This window comes from Funiculus sociatus GB2-C1 (assembly GCF_039962115.1).
Lineage (GTDB): Bacteria > Cyanobacteriota > Cyanobacteriia > Cyanobacteriales > FACHB-T130 > Funiculus > Funiculus sociatus.
The window spans coordinates 13,322-39,382 of record NZ_JAMPKJ010000042.1; the positions used below are offsets into that span (position 1 = coordinate 13,322).

23 protein-coding genes, 4 tRNA genes and 1 riboswitch are annotated in these 26,061 nt (G+C 45.3%); of the genes, 16 read left to right on the top strand and 11 right to left on the bottom strand.

Annotation, left to right across the window (positions count from 1 at the left end; all coding sequences use genetic code 11):
- Window positions 1-91: 91 nt before the first annotated feature.
- The gene (btpA, locus tag NDI42_RS18495; protein WP_190451066.1) at window positions 92-934 is read right to left on the bottom strand and encodes a photosystem I biogenesis protein BtpA; all 843 of its coding nucleotides are present in this window, start codon (window positions 932-934) and stop codon (window positions 92-94) included.
- 461 nt (window positions 935-1,395) lie between these two features.
- On the opposite strand from btpA, the gene rimO reads away from it, so the two are divergent.
- From rimO to thrC, 3 genes are all read left to right on the top strand, one after another.
- Entirely contained in the window at window positions 1,396-2,718 is a 1,323-nt protein-coding gene (gene rimO / locus NDI42_RS18500) for a 30S ribosomal protein S12 methylthiotransferase RimO (RefSeq protein ID WP_190451067.1), read from the top strand.
- A 188-nt stretch (window positions 2,719-2,906) separates the two neighbouring features.
- Complete coding sequence (locus tag NDI42_RS18505) at window positions 2,907-4,337, top strand: DEAD/DEAH box helicase (RefSeq protein WP_190451068.1); 1,431 nt, start codon at window positions 2,907-2,909, stop codon at window positions 4,335-4,337.
- A 241-nt stretch (window positions 4,338-4,578) separates the two neighbouring features.
- A complete protein-coding gene (gene thrC / locus NDI42_RS18510) occupies window positions 4,579-5,688 on the top strand; it encodes a threonine synthase (protein WP_190451069.1) in 1,110 nt (369 codons plus the stop codon).
- A gap of 50 nt (window positions 5,689-5,738) precedes the next feature.
- On the opposite strand, the gene NDI42_RS18515 is transcribed toward thrC, so the two are convergent.
- Window positions 5,739-6,251: a hypothetical protein gene (locus NDI42_RS18515; protein WP_199310931.1), complete on the bottom strand. Its 513-nt coding sequence runs from the start codon at window positions 6,249-6,251 to the stop codon at window positions 5,739-5,741.
- A gap of 148 nt (window positions 6,252-6,399) precedes the next feature.
- Between NDI42_RS18515 and NDI42_RS18520 the strand changes: the two genes are divergently transcribed.
- Together NDI42_RS18520 and NDI42_RS18525 are read left to right on the top strand one after the other, a co-directional pair.
- Window positions 6,400-7,323 (top strand): YihY/virulence factor BrkB family protein, encoded by a 924-nt coding sequence (locus tag NDI42_RS18520; protein ID WP_190451070.1) that lies wholly within the window; start codon window positions 6,400-6,402, stop codon window positions 7,321-7,323.
- Between the two features lie 88 nt (window positions 7,324-7,411).
- Window positions 7,412-8,137, top strand: a complete 726-nt coding sequence (locus NDI42_RS18525) for a Uma2 family endonuclease (protein WP_190451071.1) — start codon at window positions 7,412-7,414, stop codon at window positions 8,135-8,137.
- Between the two features lie 145 nt (window positions 8,138-8,282).
- Here NDI42_RS18525 and NDI42_RS18530 read toward each other — a convergent pair whose 3' ends face one another.
- From NDI42_RS18530 to NDI42_RS18540, 3 genes are all read right to left on the bottom strand, one after another.
- A complete protein-coding gene (locus NDI42_RS18530; RefSeq protein WP_190451073.1) occupies window positions 8,283-8,750 on the bottom strand; it encodes a HEPN domain-containing protein in 468 nt (155 codons plus the stop codon).
- On the bottom strand, window positions 8,747-9,826 hold the full coding sequence (locus NDI42_RS18535; RefSeq protein ID WP_190451075.1) for a DUF262 domain-containing protein: 1,080 nt from the start codon (window positions 9,824-9,826) through the stop codon (window positions 8,747-8,749). The genes NDI42_RS18530 and NDI42_RS18535 overlap by 4 nt, the downstream gene beginning before the upstream one ends.
- Window positions 9,827-10,190: 364 nt before the next feature.
- Window positions 10,191-10,994, bottom strand: coding sequence for a DNA adenine methylase (locus NDI42_RS18540; protein WP_190451077.1), 804 nt, complete (start codon window positions 10,992-10,994; stop codon window positions 10,191-10,193).
- Window positions 10,995-11,535: 541 nt separating this feature from the next.
- Window positions 11,536-11,632, top strand: a riboswitch (TPP riboswitch).
- A 6-nt stretch (window positions 11,633-11,638) separates the two neighbouring features.
- Between NDI42_RS18540 and thiC the strand changes: the two genes are divergently transcribed.
- Window positions 11,639-13,012 carry a phosphomethylpyrimidine synthase gene (gene thiC / locus NDI42_RS18545; protein WP_190451079.1) on the top strand — a complete coding sequence of 458 codons (1,374 nt, stop codon included), beginning with the start codon at window positions 11,639-11,641 and terminating at the stop codon, window positions 13,010-13,012.
- A 64-nt stretch (window positions 13,013-13,076) separates the two neighbouring features.
- On the opposite strand, the gene pyrE is transcribed toward thiC, so the two are convergent.
- Complete coding sequence (pyrE, locus tag NDI42_RS18550) at window positions 13,077-13,694, bottom strand: orotate phosphoribosyltransferase (protein WP_190451081.1); 618 nt, start codon at window positions 13,692-13,694, stop codon at window positions 13,077-13,079.
- A 99-nt stretch (window positions 13,695-13,793) separates the two neighbouring features.
- On the opposite strand from pyrE, the gene NDI42_RS18555 reads away from it, so the two are divergent.
- Window positions 13,794-14,264: a hypothetical protein gene (locus tag NDI42_RS18555; RefSeq protein ID WP_348231451.1), complete on the top strand. Its 471-nt coding sequence runs from the start codon at window positions 13,794-13,796 to the stop codon at window positions 14,262-14,264.
- Between the two features lie 338 nt (window positions 14,265-14,602).
- Here NDI42_RS18555 and NDI42_RS18560 read toward each other — a convergent pair.
- A tRNA-Ile gene (locus NDI42_RS18560) sits at window positions 14,603-14,675 on the bottom strand.
- A gap of 343 nt (window positions 14,676-15,018) precedes the next feature.
- Between NDI42_RS18560 and NDI42_RS18565 the strand changes: the two genes are divergently transcribed.
- Together NDI42_RS18565 and NDI42_RS18570 are read left to right on the top strand one after the other, a co-directional pair.
- Window positions 15,019-15,708 carry a hypothetical protein gene (locus NDI42_RS18565; protein WP_190451084.1) on the top strand — a complete coding sequence of 230 codons (690 nt, stop codon included), beginning with the start codon at window positions 15,019-15,021 and terminating at the stop codon, window positions 15,706-15,708.
- Window positions 15,709-15,798: 90 nt separating this feature from the next.
- The gene (locus tag NDI42_RS18570) at window positions 15,799-17,259 is read left to right on the top strand and encodes a hemolysin family protein (RefSeq protein WP_190451085.1); all 1,461 of its coding nucleotides are present in this window, start codon (window positions 15,799-15,801) and stop codon (window positions 17,257-17,259) included.
- Window positions 17,260-17,270: 11 nt separating this feature from the next.
- Here the strand turns inward: NDI42_RS18570 and queC are convergent, their stop codons facing one another.
- Entirely contained in the window at window positions 17,271-17,966 is a 696-nt protein-coding gene (gene queC, locus NDI42_RS18575; protein ID WP_190451088.1) for a 7-cyano-7-deazaguanine synthase QueC, read from the bottom strand.
- A 361-nt stretch (window positions 17,967-18,327) separates the two neighbouring features.
- Between queC and NDI42_RS18580 the strand changes: the two genes are divergently transcribed.
- A complete protein-coding gene (locus NDI42_RS18580; RefSeq protein WP_431191370.1) occupies window positions 18,328-19,413 on the top strand; it encodes a Gfo/Idh/MocA family oxidoreductase in 1,086 nt (361 codons plus the stop codon).
- 50 nt (window positions 19,414-19,463) lie between these two features.
- Here NDI42_RS18580 and NDI42_RS18585 read toward each other — a convergent pair whose 3' ends face one another.
- Complete coding sequence (locus tag NDI42_RS18585) at window positions 19,464-20,408, bottom strand: GDSL-type esterase/lipase family protein (protein WP_190451090.1); 945 nt, start codon at window positions 20,406-20,408, stop codon at window positions 19,464-19,466.
- Between the two features lie 133 nt (window positions 20,409-20,541).
- Window positions 20,542-20,688, bottom strand: coding sequence for a tetratricopeptide repeat protein (locus NDI42_RS18590; protein ID WP_348231452.1), 147 nt, complete (start codon window positions 20,686-20,688; stop codon window positions 20,542-20,544).
- Between the two features lie 75 nt (window positions 20,689-20,763).
- On the opposite strand from NDI42_RS18590, the gene NDI42_RS18595 reads away from it, so the two are divergent.
- The 5 genes from NDI42_RS18595 to NDI42_RS18615 all read left to right on the top strand — a co-directional run bounded on the left by NDI42_RS18595 (window position 20,764) and on the right by NDI42_RS18615 (window position 24,654).
- On the top strand, window positions 20,764-20,901 hold the full coding sequence (locus NDI42_RS18595) for a hypothetical protein (RefSeq protein WP_190424314.1): 138 nt from the start codon (window positions 20,764-20,766) through the stop codon (window positions 20,899-20,901).
- A gap of 355 nt (window positions 20,902-21,256) precedes the next feature.
- Window positions 21,257-23,074 carry an ABC transporter ATP-binding protein gene (locus NDI42_RS18600; protein ID WP_190451091.1) on the top strand — a complete coding sequence of 606 codons (1,818 nt, stop codon included), beginning with the start codon at window positions 21,257-21,259 and terminating at the stop codon, window positions 23,072-23,074.
- 159 nt (window positions 23,075-23,233) lie between these two features.
- Window positions 23,234-24,343, top strand: coding sequence for a hemolysin family protein (locus tag NDI42_RS18605; protein ID WP_348231453.1), 1,110 nt, complete (start codon window positions 23,234-23,236; stop codon window positions 24,341-24,343).
- A gap of 100 nt (window positions 24,344-24,443) precedes the next feature.
- Window positions 24,444-24,528, top strand: a tRNA-Tyr gene (locus NDI42_RS18610).
- Between the two features lie 54 nt (window positions 24,529-24,582).
- Window positions 24,583-24,654, top strand: a tRNA-Thr gene (locus NDI42_RS18615).
- 295 nt (window positions 24,655-24,949) lie between these two features.
- Here NDI42_RS18615 and NDI42_RS18620 read toward each other — a convergent pair.
- Window positions 24,950-25,023 (bottom strand) — tRNA-Arg (locus NDI42_RS18620).
- 313 nt (window positions 25,024-25,336) lie between these two features.
- On the opposite strand from NDI42_RS18620, the gene NDI42_RS18625 reads away from it, so the two are divergent.
- The gene (locus NDI42_RS18625; protein ID WP_190424318.1) at window positions 25,337-25,996 is read left to right on the top strand and encodes an Npun_F0813 family protein; all 660 of its coding nucleotides are present in this window, start codon (window positions 25,337-25,339) and stop codon (window positions 25,994-25,996) included.
- Window positions 25,997-26,061 lie beyond the last annotated feature (65 nt).

Here is a 26,061-nt window from a genome sequence, read left to right on the forward strand (position 1 = left end):
AAGCTGAGGTATTAAGACGTAAAAAGTTTTAGTTGTTGTTTTATGGGTTAATACACAACTAAAAACTAACAATTGATTTCACAACTAACAACTACAAACTGACAGAGGAAACTGACTTTTGTTCCGATTTTGCTGGAACGCTGCGTCGGGTTGCTTCCACAAATTGGCTAACGCGAATCGGGTCAATCGGCTGCTCAATTCGCCCGTGGCGCTTGAGAGAACTGGAAACTATTACGCCGTCTGCTGCTTGTATCAGCGTCGAAATATTTTCCCAGTTGGCTCCACTGCCAATAAATACTGGCGTGCCGTTGGCGGCGGCGCTTGCCAGTTCCAAGTCTTCGAGAGTGGGAGGGCTGCCTGTCGCCCAACCGCTGAGGATAACACCATCTGCTAACCCCCGCTCGATTGTCTCTTGTACGGCTGTTGTCAGATTCGGGGAACCCAATGGGCGACCATGTTTTACCAAAACGTCTGCCAAAATTTTGACATTGCTGCCTAGTTCTCGACGGTAGCGCAGCAGTTGATGTGCCTCTCCCTCGATCAGCCCTTGGTCGGTTGCCATCACGCCTGTGAGGACATTGACCCGGATAAAGTGGGCTTGGACGCAGGATGCGATTGCGATCGCGCTATGAGCATCATTGCGTAACACATTGATCCCCACTGGTAGCGTTATCAAATTCATCAGCCGCTGCACAATCAGGGTCATCGCACTGACAACCGCTGGATCTACCTGGTTTTTCGTAAAAGGGGCATCAAAAAAATTTTCTACGATAATGCCGTTCACGCCGCCAGCACTAAGCGCTGTCGCTTCTTGCTCAGCCCGATCGATAACCGCTTTTAGGCTTCCCCCCCAGCGGGGAGATGTCGGCAGCGGCAGAAGATGAACCACGCCAATAATTGGGTTCGGTGTCTTGAAGATTTGATTTAAGTCCACTTGTCTACCTGAAAACACCGACGAATTTTTGCCACACCTGTAGGCTAACCTCCAGCGTCTGCAAAAATAGTAGTGAAATGAATCGCACCTCGGATGATGCCTCTATAGAATTTTATCTGTTTAAGCGGGTCTACCCCTTGATCATTTTTGATCACCACTGGCTAGTAGACTTTTGGAGCATCGATTGAAAGTAAGGCTCCTTGGGGCATTTTTTTAAAATCTCTACCCTTGTCCACAAGGCAGGATAGGGATCTTCAACTAGAATCGGCTCTTAGCCCCTTGGGGAAAGCAAATCAAGCTACTTTCTCACCAAGGCTAATTGCATTTCCACGATCTGCCTTTTTCCTTCCAGTCTGGCACACTTGCCTAGGTAGTACACCGCTGTGCGTTAAATTAAGTTACAATATTTTAGCCTTGAGCGAACTAACAAATTTTTTTCCTACAACTTTCTTACAAACGGCATGGGCAATAAGCCAACAATTGCGATATCCCACTTGGGCTGTGAAAAAAACCGAATAGATACCGAACATATGCTGGGTCTGCTCGTACAGGCAGGCTACCAGGTAGATACTAATGAAGAATTAGCAGATTATGTTATAGTAAATACATGCAGTTTTATTGAAGCAGCAAGGGCAGAGTCAGTCCGCACCTTGGTAGAACTGGCGGAAGCGAATAAAAAAATTGTGATCGCAGGCTGCATGGCGCAGCATTTCCAAGAGCAACTGCTGGAGGAATTACCAGAAGCGGTTGCAGTCGTGGGCAGCGGCGATTATCAGAAAATCGTCGATGTGATTCAAAGAGTTGAAGACGGCGAGAGGGTCAAACAGGTTTCATCTGAGCCGACCTACATTGCCGATGAAACGACACCTCGCTACCGCACGACATCAGAAGGTGTCGCGTACCTGCGGGTAGCGGAAGGATGTGATTACCGCTGTGCGTTTTGCATAATTCCTCATCTCAGGGGAAATCAGCGATCGCGCTCGATTGAATCCATCGTTGCCGAAGCCCAACAGCTAGCTGCTGAAGGCGTACAGGAGTTAATTCTTATATCACAGATCACCACAAACTACGGTCTGGATATTTACAAAGAGCCAAAACTGGCTCAACTCCTGCGGGAACTAGGGAAAGTGGATATTCCTTGGATTCGGATGCACTATGCCTATCCCACTGGTCTAACGCCCCAGGTGATAGAAGCAATTCAGGAGACACCTAACGTATTGCCTTATCTAGATTTACCCTTACAGCACTCTCATCCGGACATCCTCCGCGCCATGAACCGACCTTGGCAAGGACAGGTTAATGACCAAATCATTGACCGGATTAAAACAGCGCTTCCCGATGCTGTGCTGCGGACAACGTTCATTGTCGGATTCCCAGGCGAAACAGATGAACATTTTGAACATCTGCTGGGGTTCGTCGGACGGCATGAGTTTGACCATGTAGGTGTATTTACTTTCTCACTAGAGGAAGGAACCCCAGCGTACAACTTGCCCTCTCAACTCTCCCAAGAAGTGATGGAGGCACGTCGGGATGCTCTGATGGAAGTCCAACAGCCGATATCCTTGAAGAAAAATCAAGCCCAAGTGGGTAAGGTAGTGGATGTTTTGATTGAGCAAGAACATCCAGAAACAGGCGAACTAATTGGTCGATCGACCCGGTTTTCCCCGGAGGTGGATGGATTAGTGTACGTTGAAGGCGATGCTCCTTTGGGATCAATAGTATCTGTAGAAATTACAGACGCTGACATCTACGACTTATATGGTCATGTCGTCGCTCAATCCTGAAGGCTGAAGGATCAACAATAAAAGCTCTCATGCTAAAAAATGAAGGCTGAAGCATAAAGATAAAAGATAGTTTTATACTTCAAACTTCATACTGCTCTTACGCGCCGCTATCTCTATTATTCAGGCGCTTTGCTAACAATCGCTTCACTGCGAAATTGCACACTGTACTAACTTAAGAACAAACAACTATGACCCTTTCGTTCACAAGCTTGGGACTCTCAGAAGCCCGTGTTCAGCAGCTAGAAAAACTAGGCTTCACTGAGCCCACGCAAATTCAAACACAAGCGATTCCGCAGATGCTGGCAGGCCGGGATGTGGTGGGACAATCACAAACCGGAACTGGTAAAACAGCGGCTTTTTCGCTGCCGATTTTGGAACGGGTAGATATCAAAAATCCCGCAGTCCAAGCATTAATTTTGACACCGACGCGAGAGCTGGCGCAGCAAGTCTCGCAAGCAATTCGTACCTTCACAAGCGAGCGCCGCTTGGGAGTGCTAACAGTATATGGTGGTCAATCAATTGACCGGCAGATCCAGTCCCTGAGGAAGGGCGTGCAAGTTGTGGTGGGAACGCCAGGACGGGTGATCGACTTGCTAAATCGAGGCGACCTCAAGCTGGATCAAGTCAACTTTTTGGTTTTGGATGAAGCCGATGAAATGCTGAGCATGGGCTTTATTGATGATGTAGAAACCATCCTCAAGCAAGTCCCATCGGAAAGGCAAACGGCATTTTTCTCTGCCACAATGCCTCCCACAATTCAGAAGCTGATTGCTAAATTCCTGCGATCGCCTATTATGCTCACAGTTGAGCAACCCAAAGCAGCTCCAGCGCGAATTAACCAAGTAGTTTATATGGTGCCGCGTGGCTGGTCAAAATCCAGAGCCTTGTTGCCCATCCTGGAACTAGAAGATCCCGAATCTGCTTTGATCTTCGTGCGGACGCGACGCACCGCAGCAGAACTCACCAACCAGCTACAAGCCGCTGGACACAGTGTAGACGAGTACCACGGCGACCTGAACCAACAAGCACGGGAGCGTCTATTAATGAGGTTCCGGCAACATCAGGTGCGCTGGGTGGTCGCAACAGATATCGCCGCCCGCGGTTTAGACGTTGACCACCTGAGCCACGTGATTAACTACGATCTACCTGATAGCGTGGAAAGCTACATCCACCGGATCGGCCGGACTGGTCGCGCTGGTAATGGCGGAACAGCTATTTCTTTGATTCAGCCAATGGATCGGCGCAAGCTGGTGCTAATTGAGCGGAAAGTCCGCCAAACCCTGAAAATTGTCCCGATTCCCACACGGGCGGAGATTGAAGGGCGGCGTTTGGAAAAACTGCAAGCTCAGGTACGGGAAGTATTGAGCGGTGAACGCATGGCTTCCTTCTTGCCAGTGGTAGCGCAGTTAAGTGAAGAATACGACGCTCACGCGATCGCAGCAGCAGCACTGCAAATTGTTTACGATCAGACTCGTCCTTCTTGGCTGTCAAATGAGCCAGAAATGCCACTGGACGACCGTCAAGGTTCCAAGCCAAAGCTGGTCAAGCGCCCCAAACCAGAAGTAAAAAGTCAGGATACAGAGGTCAGAAGCCCGAAGCCAGAAGGAATTCGGAATTAAGTAGGGATTAGGGATTGGGGACTAGCAATAATTGTCCCCTCAACCCCTCTCTGACCAAACCGATTTTGGATTTTGCGGAGGTTCCAGAATCTCCGCCTCCGATGATTTTGGATTGGAAAGAACATCGGTAGAAACCTTTAACTAGGTCACAAATCGTAAATGTAAAATCTAAAATCTCCAAGCCCATAGCTTTAGCTATAGGATCAATCCAAAATCAAAAATCAAAAATCGATTGATTGCTGTGGTAACTGTATCTGCGACTAATTCCCCTGCCGTTAACGGCACCCCTGAACGCCCCAGTTGGCCTGGACTAATTGAGGCGTATCGGCAATATCTGCCTGTTACACAAACAACGCCAGTGGTGACGCTGCTGGAAGGCAATACTCCGCTGATTCCCGTTCCCGCGATCGCGCAAATTATCGGGAAACAGGTACGAGTTTTTGTAAAATACGATGGTCTCAACCCCACTGGTAGCTTTAAAGACCGGGGGATGACAATGGCGATTTCCAAGGCGAAGGAAGCCGGGGCAAAAGCTGTAATTTGTGCCAGTACCGGGAACACTTCAGCCGCAGCAGCAGCCTACGCCCGTCGCGGCGGTATGAGGGCATTTGTACTCATTCCGGATGGGTATGTAGCCTTGGGCAAATTAGCCCAGGCTTTGCTGTATGGAGCGGAAGTTCTGGCGATTAAGGGAAATTTTGACCAAGCGCTGCAAATTGTCCGGGAAATGGCACAGAGTTATCCAGTCACTCTGGTAAACTCGGTGAACCCGTACCGTTTGGAAGGACAGAAAACGGCGGCTTTTGAAATTGTAGAAGTTTTGGGCAATGCCCCTGATTGGCTCTGCATTCCCGTAGGTAATGCAGGGAATATAACTGCATATTGGATGGGTTTTTGTCAATACCATCAAGACGGGAAATGCGATCGCTTGCCTCGAATGATGGGATTTCAAGCATCTGGCGCGTCTCCTCTAGTTACGGGGAAGGTAGTGACGAATCCAGAAACCTTGGCAACAGCAATTAGGATCGGCAACCCAGCAAACTGGGAGAAAGCGATCGCGACTCAACAAGCAAGCCTTGGGCAATTCGCAGCAGTGACAGACGAAGAAATTTTGGATGCTTATCGTATGTTGGCATCACAAGAAGGCATTTTCTGCGAACCCGCCAGCGCTGCTTCCGTCGCCGGACTTCTAAAGGTGAAAGACCAAGTTCCTCCGGGCGCTACCGTAGTGTGCGTCCTCACAGGCAACGGACTTAAAGACCCAGATACGGCGATTAAACACTGCCAAAATTCATTTAAGCAGGGAATCGAGCCAGAAGTAGCAGCAGTGGCTCAGGCAATGGGATTTTAAACAATGTCAGTTGATATAGCCTGTCCTACCAATGACAGGCTATACACCTGTCATTTGTCAGTTGTTGGTGGTTGTTTGCTTTTCCACTGACCATTGACTCCTGACGCTGGATTTTCTTGGCGAGTCATGCGTTCGCGGCTAAGCCTATCTAAGGTATCCCCGATAGCCGTAGTGAGGGTTTTACGAGTTTGAGCATGACTTGCCTGTTCAGATTTTAAGTCGATTGCAAGGCGATCGCGCTCAACCATCGCCTCCATCAGTTTCGTTTTCAATTCCTCAAAGTTTTGCAGTTGTTCCACTTCCTCTACAATCGCCGCCACAGCACCAGGATCGTCCGCCTTAGGTTGCGGCAAACTTTGAATTTGCTGTAGTTGGCTTGTGAGCTTTTTAATCTGTTGCTGAGCAAGACGTGCCTCAGTTCGGCGTTGCTGCGCTTCTGTGGCGTACAGCTGCCGCCAGGAAGCAGCACTTTCTAGCGCCGCATCGCGATCGCGCTCTAACTCTACTATTTGCTGTTTTAGCGCCTTAATTTCACTCAACCACTGCGATACCTCGTGGCTCATTAAAAACAGCTCCTCATCCGTTGCAACGATCGATTCTGCAAAATTTGTCCAATCCTAATAAAACATTATGGATAATTTCACCTGATCCCCGTAACCTTGGCGATGGATTTGGCACATTATAGGAAACGTTGTAGCCAAAACCAAAATAATGCGATCGCTGCGCTTTTTCCGTTTCTTTCGACATCTGGGCTGGGCAACCTTAAAGAAAACCTTCCAGCGGGTAGCCCAAAGGCGGTTAACGGGTCACTCAGCAGAAATGGCATACAACGCCATGTTAGCTCTGTTTCCTGCTATCTTGGCTATCCTAACCGCCATTGGGCTATTTGAATTTTCAACATCCACCTTTGACCAGCTGGCTAGTCAATTAAGTGAGGTTGCCCCTAAAGAAGTTCTTTTTCTGATTGAAGGTTTTGTCGCAGAAATTAGCGACTCTAGAAATCAAGGGCTGTTTTCCATCAGCTTCCTTGCCGCAATTTGGGCTTCCTCTGGGGCCTTAAGTGCCGCTATGAACGCTCTTGATCAAATCCATCAAATCCCCCCTGAGCGAACTCGACCCTTTTGGAAAGCCAAGTTAATTTCTCTCGGACTAACACTCGGCACAATTTTACTATTAATTACAGCTTCTTTTCTTGTATTTATCAGCGATCTAATTGTGCGATTCGTCGCTTATCAAAGTGGTCTTATAGGGTCAGGATTGCTGGCAATTTGGCGGCTTTTTAGCTGGCCTATGGCGCTTATAATCGTCGCCTCAGCTTTTGCTTTTATTTATCGTTATGGCCCCAGCCGCTGGGTTAAAGGAACGCCAATTATGCCGGGCGCAATAGTGGCGGCAGTATCTTGGGCGATCATCTCAGCTTTGTTTCGGCTTTATGTGTCCAACTTTGGCAATTACAACAGAGCTTACGGCGCAGTGGGTGCTGTAATCGTTTTAATGCTATGGCTTTATATGAGTTCTTTGGTACTTTTAATCGGCGACCAACTCAATGTCACAGTCGGAGAATCTATGAGGCAATCAAGGAAGGCAAAATTGGCATCTTTAGAGGCATCACCCCCAGAATCGGAAGCAGGATAAATTTCAATTTATCCTGCTTTTTTAGGATGCGATCGCGCTCGTATCTAAACCTAAAATAGATATAATTCCCTCCAAAATACGCGGTTCTATGACTCTTGCCAACTCCCCCGAACTAGACATTACCCATCTTCCAGATCACACGGAGTTGCCCGACTCGGATGGTACTTTCGTGAAAAACTTCCAAGAACATCCTCAAAGCATTCTACTAACTAATTCTATTAGACCTATATTGCAGCAACTTCATCCCGATAATCAATACGCTATCGGTCAAGATTGTGGCATATATTGGCGCATCACCGAACCTCCAGAAAGAGGCGCAGAAGCACCAGATTGGTTTTATGTTCCCAATGTACCGCCGATGCTGAACGATCAGTTTCGCCGTTCTTACGTCTTATGGCAAGAATATGTTGCACCATTAATAGTGCTGGAATTTGTCTCTGGGGATGGTTCCGAAGAACGAGACAATACACCCATTACTGGCAAATTTTGGGTATATGAACAGGCGATTCGCGTCCCTTTCTATGGCATTTATGAGGTAAAGAAAGCCTCAGTGGAAGTGTATCACTTAGTAGACGGTCGCTATGAACTCATGAAAGCAAATGAGCGCGATCGCTATCCAATTTCTGCGATGGGCGTTGAGTTAGGCATCTGGCAAGGACAATATCAAAATATGGAAGCGCCTTGGTTACGTTGGTGGGATGCACAAGGCAATCTCTTGCTGAGTAGCGATGAGCAACTTGAACAAGAACGCCTTCGGACTGAAAGATTAGCAGAACGTTTACGCCAGATGGGAATTAATCCTGATGAAGTGTGATTGCTAGTGAAGGCGACGCGATCGCATTTCATAGAACAAAGGAAGATGCGATTGCATTTCTAAAGTTAACTGAGAGGCGCTAATTATTGATAAATTCGTGCGATCACAAGCTAATGTATTGTATATCTCCCGCTATTGATTATGCTTACTCAACATTGCATTGATTTTCAATAAGATCAATTACTTTGAGCGCCTTATTATAGTATTCTTTTACCCTGACATAAGTTATTCCAACATCCCGACCGTGTGCAATGTTGTGCCTGTTTGAAACGATGCTGTCAACAGCATCCTTTAGTTCACCTTCAGTAACTTTCCTAAGCTCAGATTCCCATTCTGGACTAAATAATCCTGTTAACTGAAGAATCTTCTCCATCTTAGGGTTTTGAAAATCCTCCAATTTACGTTCAACAAAGTTTGCCACATAGGGAACTGCCTTTTTTTTGGCATATTGACTGTATATGGCACGCACTGAATTTTCTAAGAATCCTGAAACGCGAATACACAAGTATCTTGCCCAATGAGATTTAAGCTCAATATCATCTGGTAGTGAGGAAATTTTTGTAAATAGGTCATCAATGCGCTGTCGCTCACGTTTCACCTCAATATTTTTCATTCTACGTTAGCAAAAGCTTCTGTCGCCAAATGGATTCTTTGCCTAACATTCCTTTCATGTGAGGTATTAGCAGCCTTCACAGACACACTTATAAAACCTTCATTGCTCAATAGAATTTTATACTTTTCTTTTAAAGATTGATAATTTTTAATGGAGCGTTGTTTTAAATTTCTGGCAATCCCAATCATTACTGCGTCAAAAACAGCTGCATTCATTCTTTTTACAGGTTTAAATGCTTCTTCACCAATACTTTCATAAACGACTTGAATAGTCTTTTCAAAGGCTTGGCTGAACTTTTCTTTTAAGTCTGTATCCAAGTGTTGATTTTTGCCCATAAATTTATTGAGAAATCCCTTCATGGGCAGTTGATATTCTTGATCATTGAAGTAAAGTGCTAAGAATCGGAGTATAAGTTCCTGATCTCTCATGTTTTTATCAACGGAACCAAATATAGCTCTCCAAAAGCGATTTTCGTTTAGCTGATGAAGCAGAGCGTTAAACTCACCGTGATAAATACAAGAACGAATTTCTTGGGGTTTTAAGAGAGTTCCACCTGTATTTAGCCTTTCAAAAATATAGTAGATGCTGCTGTCATCATCAGAAGGCTCATCCTGTTTGACAATTGTCGCGTGTAAAATAGAGTCATCCAATCGGCGTCGGTCTTCATCGGCAAGCGATTTGTATGTAGACCCTTCAAATTGCTGCTGTACACCTTTTAGGGCAAATTCTCGCTCAGTTGGTTTGAATATACCATCGTAAAAGTATTGGAGGGTACGCAATCTCTGCTGCCCATCGATTACCAGCAGCTTCTGAGTTTCTTGTTCTTTTGCCAGGAAGATCCCAGGAACTGGTAAACCAAGCAAGAGTGACTCTATAAAGCGAGAAGCTTCATTGAGTTTCCACACATAACCACGTTGAAATGAGGGAATATATATGCTCTCGTTTTTCAGGCGTTTAACTAAGCCGTCAACAGGATAATCTGCCCCATAGCTATTTATGGAATATTTGAAAGGGATGATCTCGTCCGAATCATCTTCTAAGTTGTCTTCAAGTAGAGTTTGTTGCTCTTGTGTCATAAATTGGTAAGTTAATTACTTTTTTTGAAATAAATGCTTCATAACCATTGTAAATATTTTATAGTACTTCTCGGTTATGTGAGGTACATTCTCAAAACTTGAAAGCTTGATAATACTGAATTTGGGCGTACCTTACTGGTGTAACAACCGCTATAGAAGCTGTTGATTAGCATGGCGCGATCGCTCTCACACCCCACACCTCACCGAAACGCGATCGCTTAAACTTGTTGTAGCTTGGTTCTTTTTTTCTAACTATTTATACGGTTTACCGCTTGCATCCTTAGCGGCTTCATATCATCTATTGTTTATTAGTATATTCACTTGATAATACAGTTTTCTAAGCTCTCAACCTAAACACAAATAACTAATAATTTTTTATAAATAATTCCTTCCCTTTAGCTGCAAAATCTTTTTTGTAATTATTCATTCCATACTGTAACTCCCACTCGGTTATCTTAGCAAAGCTGAATAGATCCCTAATTTTTGGTGAGTCATCGTATGTAATCAACCACCTGTAGTTGCATTTTTGTAGATTAGCTGCAAATCGTTCATGATCGAATGAAGTATGTAAGTCTCCTTTCACTCCATATAGCTTCGATTTTGTCGCTTTCCAGTATGGGGGATCGAAAAATAAAAAGACATTTCCTCCATCTTCAAACAACAAATTTTCATAATCCCCATGCGTTACCTTAACTTCTGATAACTGGGGAGAAATTTGTCTCAGCCTTTCAATAGAAGATTCAGTAAACCTTTGTTCAAAAGCTTTTTGAGAATAGCCTCCTGAGTCAACTACTCCAGAAAAAGTAATACGATTCATGATGAAAAAGCGAACCGCCCTATCAAATTCAGTGTAGACATTGGTTTGATCTGTAAAATAAGCGTATAAATCTCTACCATTCGCATACTTTTGGCGTAACTGCATAATTGTATCTACTAATTCTTCAATTTTGTCTTTAGCATTTTTCCAAAAGCAGTATAAGTCATAATTAAAATCATTTATCCAGTAACGTATCGAAAAACGGTGATGCGTTTGCTTAAACCCTAAAAAAACCGAACCACCTCCAACAAATGGTTCTCTAAATTCCTCAATATCTAGAGGAATATGATATATTATTTTTTCAAAAACCCTGGATTTTCCTCCAGGGTATCTTAAAGGACTTTTTTTCATATTACTGGTTCTCAGATATCGAAATATAGCAATCCTATTCGAGTTGTTATCTATTCCTTCAGATCCCCTACTTCTTAAAGGAATTGGGGGTCTCGTCTTTACGAATTATTTGGAAAGGGCAGAAATAAGTATGATTGATATACGCTTCCATGTTTAATCTTTAAATCATTTATACTTGTTTTTATTTAAGCATAATCTAATTATATTAGATTGCAATATGTAAGTTTTTGGATTATTATTAATTGCATATAAATATATGCTGGGAAAATTTAATCAAAAGTGAAGTTATATGTAAAACTCTTAATTGATAAGTAGCAATTTTTTCTATCTTCGTTGTTACATAAACTCATTTTGAAAAAGCAAGATTGTTTTCTAGACAACCCAGCGCAATCAATCCAGATATTGATGTCTATTATGACACCAGTCAAAGTTTCCCAGCTATTTCCTTCAAGCCAAGACATCTGCCACCTCACAGAGTGATACAAAACATCAAGTTTTTGCAACCAAAGAGTCTTCACCAGACCTAGGTGGTACAATCAACAACCATAGCTAGGGGTGCCTGAAACAACCAGGCTGAGATAGTCCCTTAGAACCTGAGACTGGGTAATACCAGCGGAGGGAAGCTGTTAATAGAGGAAATCAATATGCGGACAGAATGGGTTGCCAAGCGTCACGGGCAGAGCAATGTCACTCAAATGCACTATGCTCGTCAGGGTGTCATTACTGAAGAAATGCAGTATGTGGCACAGCGGGAAAATCTCCCAATTGAGCTAATTCGGGACGAAGTGGCGCGGGGACGAATGATTATCCCCGCCAACATCAACCACACCAACCTAGAACCGATGGCTATTGGTATCGCCTCTAAGTGTAAGGTGAATGCCAATATCGGAGCCTCCCCCAACTCTTCCAATCTGGATGAAGAAGTCGATAAGCTGAAGCTGGCAGTGAAATATGGTGCCGATACCGTAATGGACTTGTCCACAGGCGGCGGTAACTTGGATCAGATTCGCACGGCAATTATCAACGCCTCACCTGTGCCAATTGGAACTGTTCCTGTGTACCAAGCTTTAGAAAGCGTCCACGGCACAATTGAAAAGCTTACCCCCGATGACTTTCTCCATGTCATCGAGAAACACGCCCAGCAAGGTGTCGATTATCAAACCATCCACGCCGGAATTTTAATTGAGCATTTGCCTTTAGTGCGCGATCGCATCACGGGAATTGTCTCACGCGGCGGCGGCATTCTGGCACGGTGGATGCTGCACCACCACAAGCAAAACCCGCTTTATACCCACTTCCAAGACATCATTGAAATCTTCAAAAAATACGATGTCTCTTTCAGCCTAGGAGATTCCCTCCGTCCCGGTTGTCAGCATGATGCCTCAGATGCCGCGCAGTTGGCTGAACTCAAGACACTGGGACAATTGACTCGCAAAGCTTGGGAACACAACGTGCAGGTGATGGTAGAAGGGCCGGGACACGTCCCGATGGATCAAATCAAGTTTAATGTCAAAAAGCAGATGGAAGAGTGTTCAGAAGCGCCTTTCTACGTGCTGGGGCCATTGGTGACAGACATTGCACCCGGTTATGACCACATTACCTCTGCCATTGGTGCGGCGATGGCTGGCTGGTACGGTACGGCAATGCTGTGCTACGTGACACCCAAAGAACACTTAGGACTGCCGAATGCCGAAGACGTGCGTAACGGCTTGATTGCCTACAAGATTGCGGCTCACGCTGCCGATATTGCACGGCATCGTCCGGGGGCGCGAGACAGAGATGACGAACTCTCCCAGGCTCGTTATAACTTCGACTGGAACCGCCAGTTTGAATTATCCCTCGACCCAGAACGCGCGAAAGAATATCACGACGAAACTTTGCCAGCAGATATTTACAAAACTGCTGAATTCTGCTCGATGTGTGGCCCCAAATTCTGCCCGATGCAGACTAAGGTTGATGCCGATGCTTTGACAGAACTGGAGAAGTTTTTGGCAAAAGAACCCGTGACGCAAAGCTAGTTATTTAAAACGCAAAGGTACGCAGAGCGATAATTATTTTGCGTACCTTTGCGTTTTAAAAACGTTATTTGATTTGAGAATATTGCTGTTGAAGATCCTGAATTGTAAACACAGCCTGAAATTTCAGTCCTTCAGACTGGTATAACTCGGCACCGCCTTGTTGTCTATCTACTAGAGAAATTACTTCGTCTACACTGTAACCCGCATCTCGCAGACGCTCAACTGCTTTTAGGGCAGATTGTCCAGTCGTAACCACATCTTCTAAAACTACGACTTTCACACCTGCGGGAAGATCCGGCCCTTCAATGTATGCTTTTGTACCGTGTCCCTTGGCCTCTTTGCGGATAATCAGAGCAGGCAAACTTCGCCTCTCATAGGCGGAAACTACGCTTACTGCTGTCACAATCGGATCGGCTCCCAATGTCAAGCCCGCAACTGCCTGAGTATCCATTGGCAGCAGCGATAATAAGATACGACCAATTGCCAATGCTCCTTCTGGGTGCAGTGTCACCTGCTTGCCGTTAATGTAGTAAGAACTGCGCTGTCCGGAAGATAGAACAAAATCCCCCTCTTTATAAGCTAGACGGCAAAATAAATCCAGCAGATACTGGCGCAGCGTCGTTAAATCGGCAGTAGCAGGTAAAAAAGTTAAATCAGTCTGAGGGAGGATTTCGTTGCTCATCACTTGGACACAGAAGTAGTGGAACTATGAAAATTTGACCATCAATTATCTTAAACTTAAAGACTAGGTATGATTGAATAAAAGTGGTGGAGGAATGATATGGGAATGCGCTTTACTAATTTAATCGGTGTGTTGGTTCTCGCTGCCGCTTCGAGTGTAATTGCCGAGAGCGCGATCGCACAAAGAGCCACTATCAGTCCAGTAGGAGTACCTGTCAGCCCTTTCACCCTTGGCATTCCAGATGTTGTGGAGCGAGCCTTTTTTGAAGACTCTCAAACTTTTTTTGAAAATAATAGCACCCGCAGGCAATTCAACCTCATATTTGGAGTTGGGGGTATAGATCGAGCATCTTATCCCGATCTCGAAATCGTTCGCGATGCTCAGAGAATTGGTATTCTTTACCGAGAACTGCTTGAACAACAGGTTTCTAGCGATCCAATAATTCGCACTCCAGATTTACCTAATCCCTTCAATACTTCGATTTTGCAAAGCCCCACTGTCAACGTCAATGTTAGTGGCACTAGGGTAACAGGTAGTGAATTTGTGTTTGAAAGACAGCCTTTTCGTTAAAAACGGTAAAGGTATAAAAATAGTCCTGAGTATTTTAGAGACTCAGGACTATTTTTATTAAATGTACCCAAAGCGAATTTATAGCTTAAAAATAAAGAGCTTTGTGATGTGATTTGTCTAACCAATAAAATCAGTAAATATTGCCGAGTCAGAGAAGATGCTAGAAAGCTGGAGCAACAAATAACTGTCTGTGGGTTGGCAGATATAATAAGCAGGGTAAAACCTCTGGGCAGCTTTGTATTGACCGCCTTAGTTTCTTAGGTAAACCAACGGAGTAATATAGCCGTATTGTGTCCCAACTGCCATTGGAAGCTAGACAAGGGTATATAAATTTTTAATCGGCAGTGCAGGAGTTGAACCTGCCTAACACGAATTATGAGTTCGTTGCCTAAACCGCTCGGCCAACTGCCGTAAAGTAAACGTCTAAGTGTCGAGTATTACTCTGTTGCCTCAGGAATCAGTCAAAGATACATACTCGATGTTGTTTTAGGACAAGCCTAGTAAACTAGCTAATCTGCTGAGATTTACCCGGCTTCGAGTGCCATTGTATTACAGATACAGTGTTTGCGTCTACTCGTTCGCCAATAAAGACTATTATTCCTGATATAAAATTATAAGCGCTGTTTGCTAAAAATGAGATAAATTATCGGCGTGGCATTGACAGATTCGCTATCATAGGTTCCACTGCTGTAAGTTAGAAGCTATGTATAGCAGTAAGTCGCTGTTGTGGCAATTTTTATAGCTTGAACAACCAATGAAACTGAATGCAACTGTCGCCCTCACGTTAGTTTTGCTTGCCATGATGTTAGGCGCTGGCTTTGTGAGTGCGATCTGGGGGTTTACTGTGGGGCATGAAGCCCTAAAAGGAGTGACGCAGCCGGATGTGCGTCCTACCAATAAACTGGCTGGTAGCAAGCGGGCAACTCTGGGCAAGGAAGGAGCGGCAATGTTGCGAGAGGCAGATATCCTGAATAATGTCTACTCACAAGTTAATGGGAAAGGCAAAAACGCTAAGACTGAAAAAAAGGAAGAGGAAGTAAAGAGCGATCGCGAACCTACTACCGAGACTAAGACTCCTGAGTCCCAAACTAACCAGCCGGAGTTCCCGATTACAAGTCAGGACAAGGGCGTTAAGCTGGAGGTGCGCGGGGCGCGTCAACAGTCCGGTTCTTTGTTGCTGAATGTAAGCTTAAAGAATGAGTCTGGGTCTGCTGTGAGGTTTCTCTATAGTTTCTTGAACGTGACGGACGATCAGGGTCGTGCCTTGAGCGCTGTGACTGAAGGATTGCCAGGTGAGTTGCCTGCAAATGGGGAAAACTTTTCTGGGACAGTGAGTATTCCCTCGGCTTTACTGGAAGATGCCAAGCAGCTTTCTCTGACTCTGACAGATTATCCCGATCAAAAACTCCAGCTGAAAATGTCTGGGATTCCCGTGGTGCAGTAAGAAATTAAAAATTAAAAATTTCTTTTTAACTTTTAATTTGGGATTTTTAATTCTGCCTCACTTGCCCAATACCTAATACCCTCGTTACGGATGGTTACTCCCGTTTTGGTGATTTTGCAGGTAAATGTTTTTCCTCAACTCACCGGGCAAGACATTCTGCTGAGATTGTTATCGGTGCTACTGCTGATTGCAATCAATGGTTTTTTTGTCACAGCTGAGTTTTCGATGGTTTCGGTGCGGCGATCGCGTATTAACCAGTTAGTCGAAGCTGGGGATGTCCAAGCGCGAACCGTCCAAAATCTGCAACGCACTATAGAAAAGCTGTTATCTACTACTCAGCTGGGTATCACACTCTCTAGTTTGGCATTGGGCTGGATTGGCGAGAGTACGATGGCAGTTTTAGTGTCGGGGGCGATCGCCCATTTGCCGCTGTCACAGGAAGTAAACCGGGCGATCGCGCATTCTTGTTCTTTGCCAGTCGCCTTCTTTCTCATCGCCTATCTGCAAATTGTTTTAGGCGAGTTGTCTCCGAAATCCGTAGCACTGCTTTACTCGGAACAGCTGGCGAGATTTTTGGGACTGCCAATAAGAGCGATCGCGCGTTTCTTCAACCCATTCATCTGGATTCTCAACCAATCAACTCGCTTGCTCTTGCGGCTGGTCGGCATTCAGTACACTGGTCAAGGCTGGTATACTCGCGTCACGCCAGAAGAATTGCAAATGATTATCACCACCGAGCGCGAGTCTACTGGTTTAGAAGCCGAGGCGCGAGAACTCCTCAAAAACGTGTTTGAATTTGGGGAAGTCTTGGCAGAAGAAGTGATGGTTCCTCGTACCAGCATTGAAGCCATTCCCTATGATGCCACCTTCCAAACACTGCTGGATGAAATTGCCACCTCCGGTCACTCCCGCTATCCCGTAACTGGCGAATCCCTCGACGATATTCGGGGCATTATTTACTTCAAAGAGTTAGCAGAACCCTTAGCAAAAGGTCAACTGAAGCTGGATACATCGATTCAGCCTTGGATTCGTCCCGCCCGATTTGTGCAAGAAGGTCAGCCTTTGAGCGAACTATTACCAGTGATGCAGCGAAGTCACCTAGCAATGGTCATCGTTGTAGATGAATTTGGTGGTACCGCTGGATTAGTGACAATTGAAGATTTGATTGCTCAAATCATCGGCTCCGAGCCAAACTCTGAAAATACAGAAGAGTTAACTGTGCAAATTCTTGATGAGCAAACTTTTCTGGTGCAAGCACAGATGAACTTAGAAGAAGTCAACGAACTTCTGGATCTGAACTTTCCCTTAATTGATGAATATCAAACTTTAGGCGGCTTCCTGCTCTACCAATATCAAAAAATTCCTCTCCAAGGCGAAACTCTGCATTATGACAACCTTGAGCTAACAGTAGTTTCTGCCGAGGGACCACGCCTGCACCAAATTCGCATTCATCGGCAGGAGCCAGAGAAACCAGAGGAAGATGGGAATCATGCTAGTAAACAGCTACAGGAGAAAGAAATTAGGGGAGTAGAGGAGCAAGAAATCTTCTAGAAAGCTTGCGGTTATTGCGTCTGGGAACTCCTCACCCCATAGGGAAGCGGATCTTCTAGCCCCAATTCGGCAAAAGCAGCCAGACGCAATCGGCAAGAATCGCAAACACCACAAGCAACCTCGCCACCAACATAGCAAGACCAAGTTTGCTCCCAAGGTACGCCCAGCTGATTTCCAAGCTGGATGATTTCCGTTTTCTTGAGGTTTATCAGGGGCGTGATGATAGTAACTGGCTCTCCCTCTCGTCCCTGTTTTGTTCCCAGCCGAAATACTTCTTGCATCGCCTGGATATAGTCGGGACGGCAATCTGGATAACCGGAATAATCTAAAGCGTTTACACCAATATAAACTCGCTGGGCTTGAATGGTTTCTGCATAAGCCAGAGCAAAGCTCAAAAAGATAGTGTTCCGAGCAGGTACATAGGTGACGGGGATACTTTGATTCATTTCATCAAGCGATCGCCCTTCTGGCACCTCAATGGCGCTGTCTGTGAGCGCAGAGCCGCCCCATAGACGCAAATCAAAGGTCACTACCTGATGTTCTACCACACCAGCTAAACGAGCGATCGCTCGGCTTGACTCTAACTCGCGCTGATGTCGCTGCTGGTAATCAAACGCCAGAGAGTACAACTCGCAGCCCTCAGCCTTTGCCTGGTACAAAACCGTCGAGGAGTCCAACCCCCCAGACAACAAAACAACCGCTTTCACTTATAAATTCCCCGTCAACATATTTTCTTGCTGTTGTTAATCTTGTCAGTTTCAACTGACAACCGACAACTAATCACAGACCGGAAAGCCTACCCTACCGAATCTTGACAGACTCTCTGGCCTGTCCCAGGAACCGACTCCTCCCCAAATGGACGGGAAAAAAAGTGACACATCCGCCTGCATCAAATTTACAAACCTCAACACAATGGAAGAGAAGTTAAAATCTGACTTATAGTTTATGAATTTAGACAGAGCTTTGAAATTCTTCACAAATGAAGGCACTATGGTACCATCTGGATCGTCTCAGGCAAGTAACTATTGCTAATTGACCTATATACAGGTGGTGGAGGAGCATACAGGAGTGCAAGATAGCATATCAGGAAGATACCCAGAGGCTCATTTACAGCGCAACCAGCCGCAACCAATCCGCATTGGCGTAATTGGAGTTGGCAATATGGGGCAGCATCACACCCGCGTTCTAAGTCTCCTTAAAGACGTTGAACTGATTGGTGTGGCAGATATTAATGTTGAGCGGGGTTTGGACACTGCAAGTAAATATCGCGTCCGCTTTTTTGAAGATTATCACGACTTAATCCCATATGTAGATGCCGTTTGCATTGCTGTTCCCACAAGGCTGCATCACGATGTGGGAATGACCTGTCTGCAAGCAGGGATTCATGTCTTGATTGAAAAGCCAATTGCTGCCAATATTGCCGAGGCTGAATCTCTGGTAAATGCGGCAGCCGATTCTCACTGTATTCTACAAGTGGGACACATTGAGCGTTTTAACCCGGCTTTTCAAGAACTCAGCAAAGTGCTGAAAACAGAAGAATTGCTGGCTCTAGAGGCTCATCGCATGAGTCCCTATTCTCAAAGGGCTAACGATGTCTCTGTGGTTTTGGATTTGATGATCCATGACATCGATCTTTTACTGGAACTGGCAGCTGCGCCAGTGGTTAAGTTGACAGCTAGTGGTAGTCGTGCTTCTGATTCTGGTTATTTAGATTATGTAACTGCGACCCTTGGCTTTGCTAATGGTATTGTGGCTACGTTAACAGCCAGTAAGGTGACACACCGCAAAATTCGCCGGATTGCTGCCCATTGCAAAAATTCCCTCACTGAGGCAGATTTTCTCAATAATGAAATTCTGATTCATCGGCAAACAACCGCTAATTATATGACGGAATATGGGCAGGTGCTTTATCGGCAGGATGGGTTAATTGAGAAGGTTTATACCAGTAATATTGAGCCACTGCACGCGGAGTTAGAGCATTTTGTTAGTTGTGTGCGGGGTGGTAAACAACCTTCCGTAGGTGGCGAACAGGCGCTTAAGGCTCTGCGTTTGGCAAGTTTAATTGATCAGTTGGCTCTCGATGGTCAGGTTTGGCAGGAACCGGACTGGGAGAGTCGTTGTTTGAGTTCTCCAAGTGTGGCGATTTCCTATTGAGACAATTAAAAATGCCAAATTAAAAATTAAAAATTGAGTAATCCCTATTTTTAATTTTTAATTGGCAACGCTCGCCCAATTTCTTGATTCACCAGCTGATTTCCTTCGATGCTGAGGTGTATATGATCTCGGTAGAGGGTTTCTGGCTGCTGTTTTGAGTTGAAAATTGGTAGAAAATCTAGGTAGGCAATATTTTGCGCCTTTGTCAAGTCAATCAGGCGCTTTCTTGCTTCCAATTCATAATCGCGGGGGCCAGGTTCGCCGATTTCTCGCTTTAGAGGTGTCATCGCAAGCATTAAGCTGGCACCTTTTTGATCTGCTATTGTCTTAATTTCTCGGATTGCTTCTAGATTAAATCCGACGCGATCACCTGATTCTGCGTTCACCTGTGCCATCTCTGAGGGCGGCTTGTATGGCAATAAGTAGCGGCTGAAGGCTTCTACTATCCCAAGCGGCGGTTTCTGGCTGGGGTAGAAGCGATCGCGCCCTACTGGTACTGAAGTTGGAGCCGTACCGAATAAATCGTCGGTATTAATCAGTAATACAATTATCTGAGCGTCAAACGTACCAAATCGCTTGATGTAAGCTAATTCATTGCGCGGACACCAGGAATTCGCTGAAGCGTTGAGAACTTCCACCTGTTTAAAAGTATTACTATCGATAGATGATTCCAACAGCTTAGTCAGCATTGCGGAAAGCGTATTGGTTTGATCCGTCCACCAGCCACCATTAGCGATGGAATCTCCCAACAACAGCACCCGCATGCTAGACTCTGGGCGAGTTTCGGTTATTTCTGGGCTTCGCATCGAATATTGATTAATTTCTATCCGGTTGCCAAACCTGCGAGTCCGCTGATTCGGTGCTAATAAATAACCAATCTGCTCATCGGCAACGTAAACTAAGGGATTACCAAAACCAAACAGCAGCCGCAATCCCACTTCTACTGCCACTACCAACCCCACAACAACTGCTAAAATAATCAGCGCAATTTTCACGGATAATCCCCCTCAACGACAAAGGCTCTTATTAATATGCCCAACGACTGAAGTCGTGGCTACATAAACAAAGCCCGGATGGTACGCGGGCTAGAGTGATGTTTTGTAGACTCTAGAGGTGCAAAATATAAGTTTATCTCTGCTTTTTGAGCTGTTGCTGCGCTTTTTTGAGATTATCTTCAGCTTCTACATAATTAGGGTTTAATTGCACAGCTTGCTTAAACTTCTCAATAGCAACCCATTTATGACCCATTTGGGTGATAGACGAGCGCCGTATCACCCGCTAACCTAGTGATGGACACGATAAACTTTACAAATATTTGCTAATCTTCGAGAGAAGGAGGATCGCCGCGCTATGTCAGACTTGAATCGTGGAATTATGAAGTTTAAGGGAGCTGATAGCCCAACAGCGATCGCTATCTCATCTGTGGTGGTTTTGGGCGGTATTGCTTTCCTCATTTGGTGGGCGCTTCAATCAGCCTACGCCGTGTAATCTTCAAGGTGAGGATACTACCGATGCTGATAAAGCCATAAATTCAAGCCTTCGGGTTATTCAACGTTCCTGTAATCATCCCTGTTTTAGGGATAAAATTCTTGTGACGTGCAATTTATTCTTTCTTGTCCTCCTTATTTAAGGAAGATTAGGAAGATAGAATTTTTCTTAGCCCCCTTTTAAAAAGGGGTTCCGGGGAGGCATATCTCCCTTTTTAATAGGAAAGTAATCTTTAGATTTGCACATCGCGTAACTTCGATATTTAACCCAAAAAACTTTTAATTAGTTTTTCAGAGTCGCTTTTGTGAGCTTAACTCTGGATTTTTCCGTGGAAATTTTTCACAACTAAAGAATTATGGCAAGCATTCGGGATATTCTTGGTTATTACCGAAAATATTGGGTGATCGCGTGCTTTAGTATTGCCGCAGCCAGTATTTTTGAAATCATCGATCTAGCGGTTCCTTACGCCATCGGACAGATTCTTAATGTGCTGTCCAATCAACCGCTAGATAAAGCATTGCAAAATGCGATCGCATTCGCAGCCGATATTACCAATTTACCAGCAAATCAGTTCTTTTCCCTATCGGCACTGATGGGTTTAATCTTCCTTGTTACCGTAGTTAGAGCGCCGGTTCAGACTTGGACAAGCTGGTGGTTTCATTGGGATATAGCTTTGCGATCGCGTCGAGATCAAGCCCAAAAAACTCTAGAAAAAATTCTCACTCTGCCCCTAGAATTTTATGAAGAAAACAACCCCGGACGTATTGCCGGACGAGTTGCTAAAGGGCTAGAAAACCACACCTGGACTTACCCAGAAATTGCCGGACAGTTTATTCCCAAGCTATTCCGAGTCCTGGGTATATTTGGAATTATCTGGCTAATCGAGTGGCGCATTGCTTTAATATTTCTAGTTTCGTTCCTGTTTATCCTCAGCTTCAGCCTCAGAGGTTTAAAGCACTTGATGCAACAAGAACGACAGCTAGATAAATACATGGAAAATACCCAAAGCCGCACCTCGGAAATCGTCACCAACATCAAAACAGTCAAAGCATTTGCTACTGAAGGCATAGAAATAAAACGGCAACGACAACGCTTAAACCGCGAGTTTAAAGTAGTTGATTACCGCATTCACCTCGGTTACATCAAACTCGCCACTTGGCAAAAGACTATCATTCAATTTTGTGTTTTGATGGTGCTAGGCTTGACTCTCGACTCTGCACTAAAAGGACAGATTTCACTTGGTCACTTCGTGACGACTTTAACTATTTCCAGCATGGCTTATGCAGAGTTGGAACCAATCGCCAACATAGCCGAGATTTTCGCGCGTCGCTATGCCTCAATGCTTCGGTTTCACGAATTTATGCAGCATCCGTCTGGAGCAGATGCTGGCGATTTGGTCATAGATTCATCTGCGATTGCCACATCCTATCAATTCACCGGAAAAATCGAATTTTCCCATCTAACTTTTGGCTACGACACCAGCCGCCCAGTTTTACAAAACATCAATCTACTGATTGAACCGTATCAAACTGTAGCTCTAGTAGGTCGTTCAGGATCGGGAAAATCTACCTTAGTTAAACTGCTGTTCCGGTACTTTGAACCTACACAGGGAAGCATTTTAATGGATGGGCAAGACATTCGTACCCTGGATGTCAGCAGCTATCGGCGGCGGTTAGCCATTGTCCACCAAGAAGTAGACATCTTCAACGGCACCTTGCTAGATAATCTCACTTACGGGAACCCCAAAGCCACCTTTGAGCAAGTGCAGGAAGCCTGTCGCATTGCCAGAGTAGACGAAGTAATCGAGCATTTGCCGCAAGGTTACTACACCGTTGTTGGGGAGCGGGGAATGCGGCTTTCTGGGGGGCAGAGACAGCGCTTAGGCATTGCCAGGGCGCTCCTGGTGGAACCTGACGTTTTGATCTTTGACGAGGCGACTTCCAGCCTCGACTACGAATCTGAGCGCTCAATTCAGCTTGCCATGCGTAGCATCCTTGGTACCCGCACCACAATCATCATCGCTCACCGATTAAGCACTGTCCGAGAGGCAGATAAAATCGTCGTTCTCGACCAAGGACAAATTGTAGAAGTCGGTAGCCATGCGGAACTACTACGCAGTCAAGGAATTTACCGCCGCTTGCACTCACTACAAGAAACTGGTGAGCTAATGTAAAGTTAAAAGGCAAAAGCTAAAAGGTAAAAGTTAAAAATTTTTCTTTTTCCTTTTGCCTATATTGCTCCAAGATTTCGGGAAGGCGCGATCGCGAGAGCGCTCATCGTCTCTACACCCTTTCTTTGGTGCGCTTTTGTCTTTTGCCTTTTTTATCTTCCCGTGATTTTTTTACCTGTTGGGTCATACATTCTGGTTGCTTCTGATATCGGTCCGCTTTTAGGAAGTGTTTGGCTCGATATCGCAGTTTTGGGATTGATGCTTTTGTTTTCGGCTTTTTTCTCCGGTTCCGAAACCGCTCTGACGGCGCTGGACAATCTTAAGCTCAGGGCGCTGATGAAAGAGCAGAGCGACCTAAGCCGGATGTTCTCACTGGTACTAGAGAACCGCGCTCGATTTATTACTACCCTCCTTGTCGGCAACAACCTGGTCAATAATTTTTCAGCGATTTTGACCAGTAATTTATTTGCCCTTTGGCTGGGTAATGCGGGTATAGGAATTGCCACAGCTGTTGTCACTTTTCTGGTGTTAATTTTTGGCGAAGTTACACCGAAATCTCTGGCTGTTAACAATGTGATGGCAGTTTTTAAGTTTTCCATTCGCCCGATATACTTGCTTTCAATTGCTTTAGCACCCATCATTTATCTGTTTGAAACTATTGCCCAGAGTGTGATTCGCCTGTTTCAGAGAGGTGCTGTTCAGGAGGGAGAGTCATTAAAAGACCTCCAACTGATGATTGAAATTTTGGGCGGTAAGGGCAAACTGGATTTGGATAAACACCAGCTGCTGAATAAAGCCCTGATGCTAGATAGTCTCAGCGCCCACGATCTCGTCAAGCCCCGGATTGAGATGCGGACTATCTCCCATGAGGCAACTTTGCAGGAATTTGTAAATCTTTGTTTGGAGACGGGATATTCCCGCATCCCTGTGCAGGAGGAGTCTAAGGATCAAATTGTGGGAATTGTTCACCTGAAGCGGGCGCTCCAGCAGCTCAATCAATTGCGAAAAGAAGGGATTGACAATGGACTGGTGACAGAGGCGATGGACCCGCCTGTGTATGTGCCAGACACCAAGCGAGTTGCGAATCTGCTCAAGGAGATGTTGCAACAGCGCCTGCACATTGTGATTGTGGTGGATGAGTATGGTGGCACGGTGGGGCTGATCACCCTGGAAGATATTCTGGAGGAGTTGGTGGGAGAGATTTATGATGAAAGTGATTTTCCGAGTCGGGCGATAACTGTGAGAAATATCCCGCGCTTCGGTGGAGGCTGATTGGGAGAAGTGCAATTCCCAACATCGGAGAACAAATTTGCCCAAAACCCTTTCCAATTTCTAAAAAGCTGTGCTACGATTATTAATCGTGGATCGAAATGGGTCGATGCCCGAGTGGTTAATGGGGGTGGACTGTAAATCCACTGGCTACGCCTACGCTGGTTCAAATCCAGCTCGGCCCACCACAATTCAGGTAAAATGGAAAAAGTAAAAATTTTATTTTGCCTTTTGCCTTTTTCGCCCGTGTGGCTCAGTGGTAGAGCACACCCTTGGTAAGGGTGAGGTCACGAGTTCAATCCTCGTCACGGGCTTTTAAAAATAGAAAATATAGACTGTATAGCAATTCAAGGGTTGGATGCTATACATCTGTAAGGACAAGGTAATTCCATCTCCTTTCTGTAAGGACAAGGTAATTCCATCTCCTTACTAAGGTGGCCGGAACGCCAGTAACGCCACATATTATATTTCATCATTCACCTAACGGAGAAACGGTATAAAGGTTTTAGTTTTTGAAAGTAATAGACATCCAGAAGCCCCACTTGTGACTTCTGCATGTCTATATTGGTTTTTTAGGTATAGTCGGGGCTTGAGGGATATTATTTACAACGGGTACGGCAGGACTCGAACCTGCGGCAGGCTGCTTAGAAGGCAGCTACTCTATCCACCTGAGTTACGCACCCACAGAATTCCTATCTTAGTATATAAAATTGTATCTGTGCTGAGTGCCGTAAAGCAAGCCGGAATTTCAAAGGTTTATAAAGTAAGGAGGCTCTTTTGAGCTATAAGAGCAATGTAGACTAGAAACCATTATACGAGAGATGCTTGGATACGATAGTGTATTAGTCAAGGCGATCGCTCTTCGAGCAGACTCACAAGGCAGCGTTGCCGGATTCTAAACCATTACCAGCGCTCTGTAGCCCTTGATCGTTGCGCGGCGATCGCCTATAAGGGACACAGCACCCCCGGCTATGTCAGGAGTCATTTGCCAGTGTCATGTTTATTCTGAAACGGCAGGATGTTGAAATCTCAAGCATTCAGCACCCCAAGCGGGAGCAACAGATCCCAATTCTCAATTATCAGGGGCAGACATTTCGCTTGCTAAGTGTCTTTGCTGCCAATCAAGCAGAAGAAGCCAGAGCCTTTTGGCGCGACCTCACCGATAACCGTGGCAAAGCCTGCGTTTTGCTGGAAGAGCCAGATCGGTATAGTATTTGGGGCAAAATTCGCTTAGAGCAACTAGCAACTGATGCTGGTAGCGATCTCAAAATTACCCCTATAACGCAAGCCTGCCTGTTGCTACTCCAGGCGGTTTACATAGACATTGAAGACCTCTTAGGAAATAGGCAAGCTGGATTATTTCAGAAAGACCTTACTGATGTCTTCCGGCAGTGGCATTTTCCGGGAGCGGATTCGCCGCAAGCGGTGAAAAACTTGCTAACGATGGACCCGCTGACTAGCCTTCAGATTCCCGCTTGGGAAGAACATCATCTGATAACTCTGTTGCAAGAACTTCATCGCCTGGGTAAGGAGTATTTTGGCAATACGAACTTTTCTCAGGGAGTAAAGGATACATTACAAGATATGCAACCAGGGGAGCTGAATCAGTTTATTGAGTGGTTGAATCAATCTCCCCTTGGTAAGCTGTGGCGCTAAAGAAAAATGTTTAAGGTAATGTACCGGAGAAAAGCATTGCCAGAGGAGACACTTACGCTTCCTGA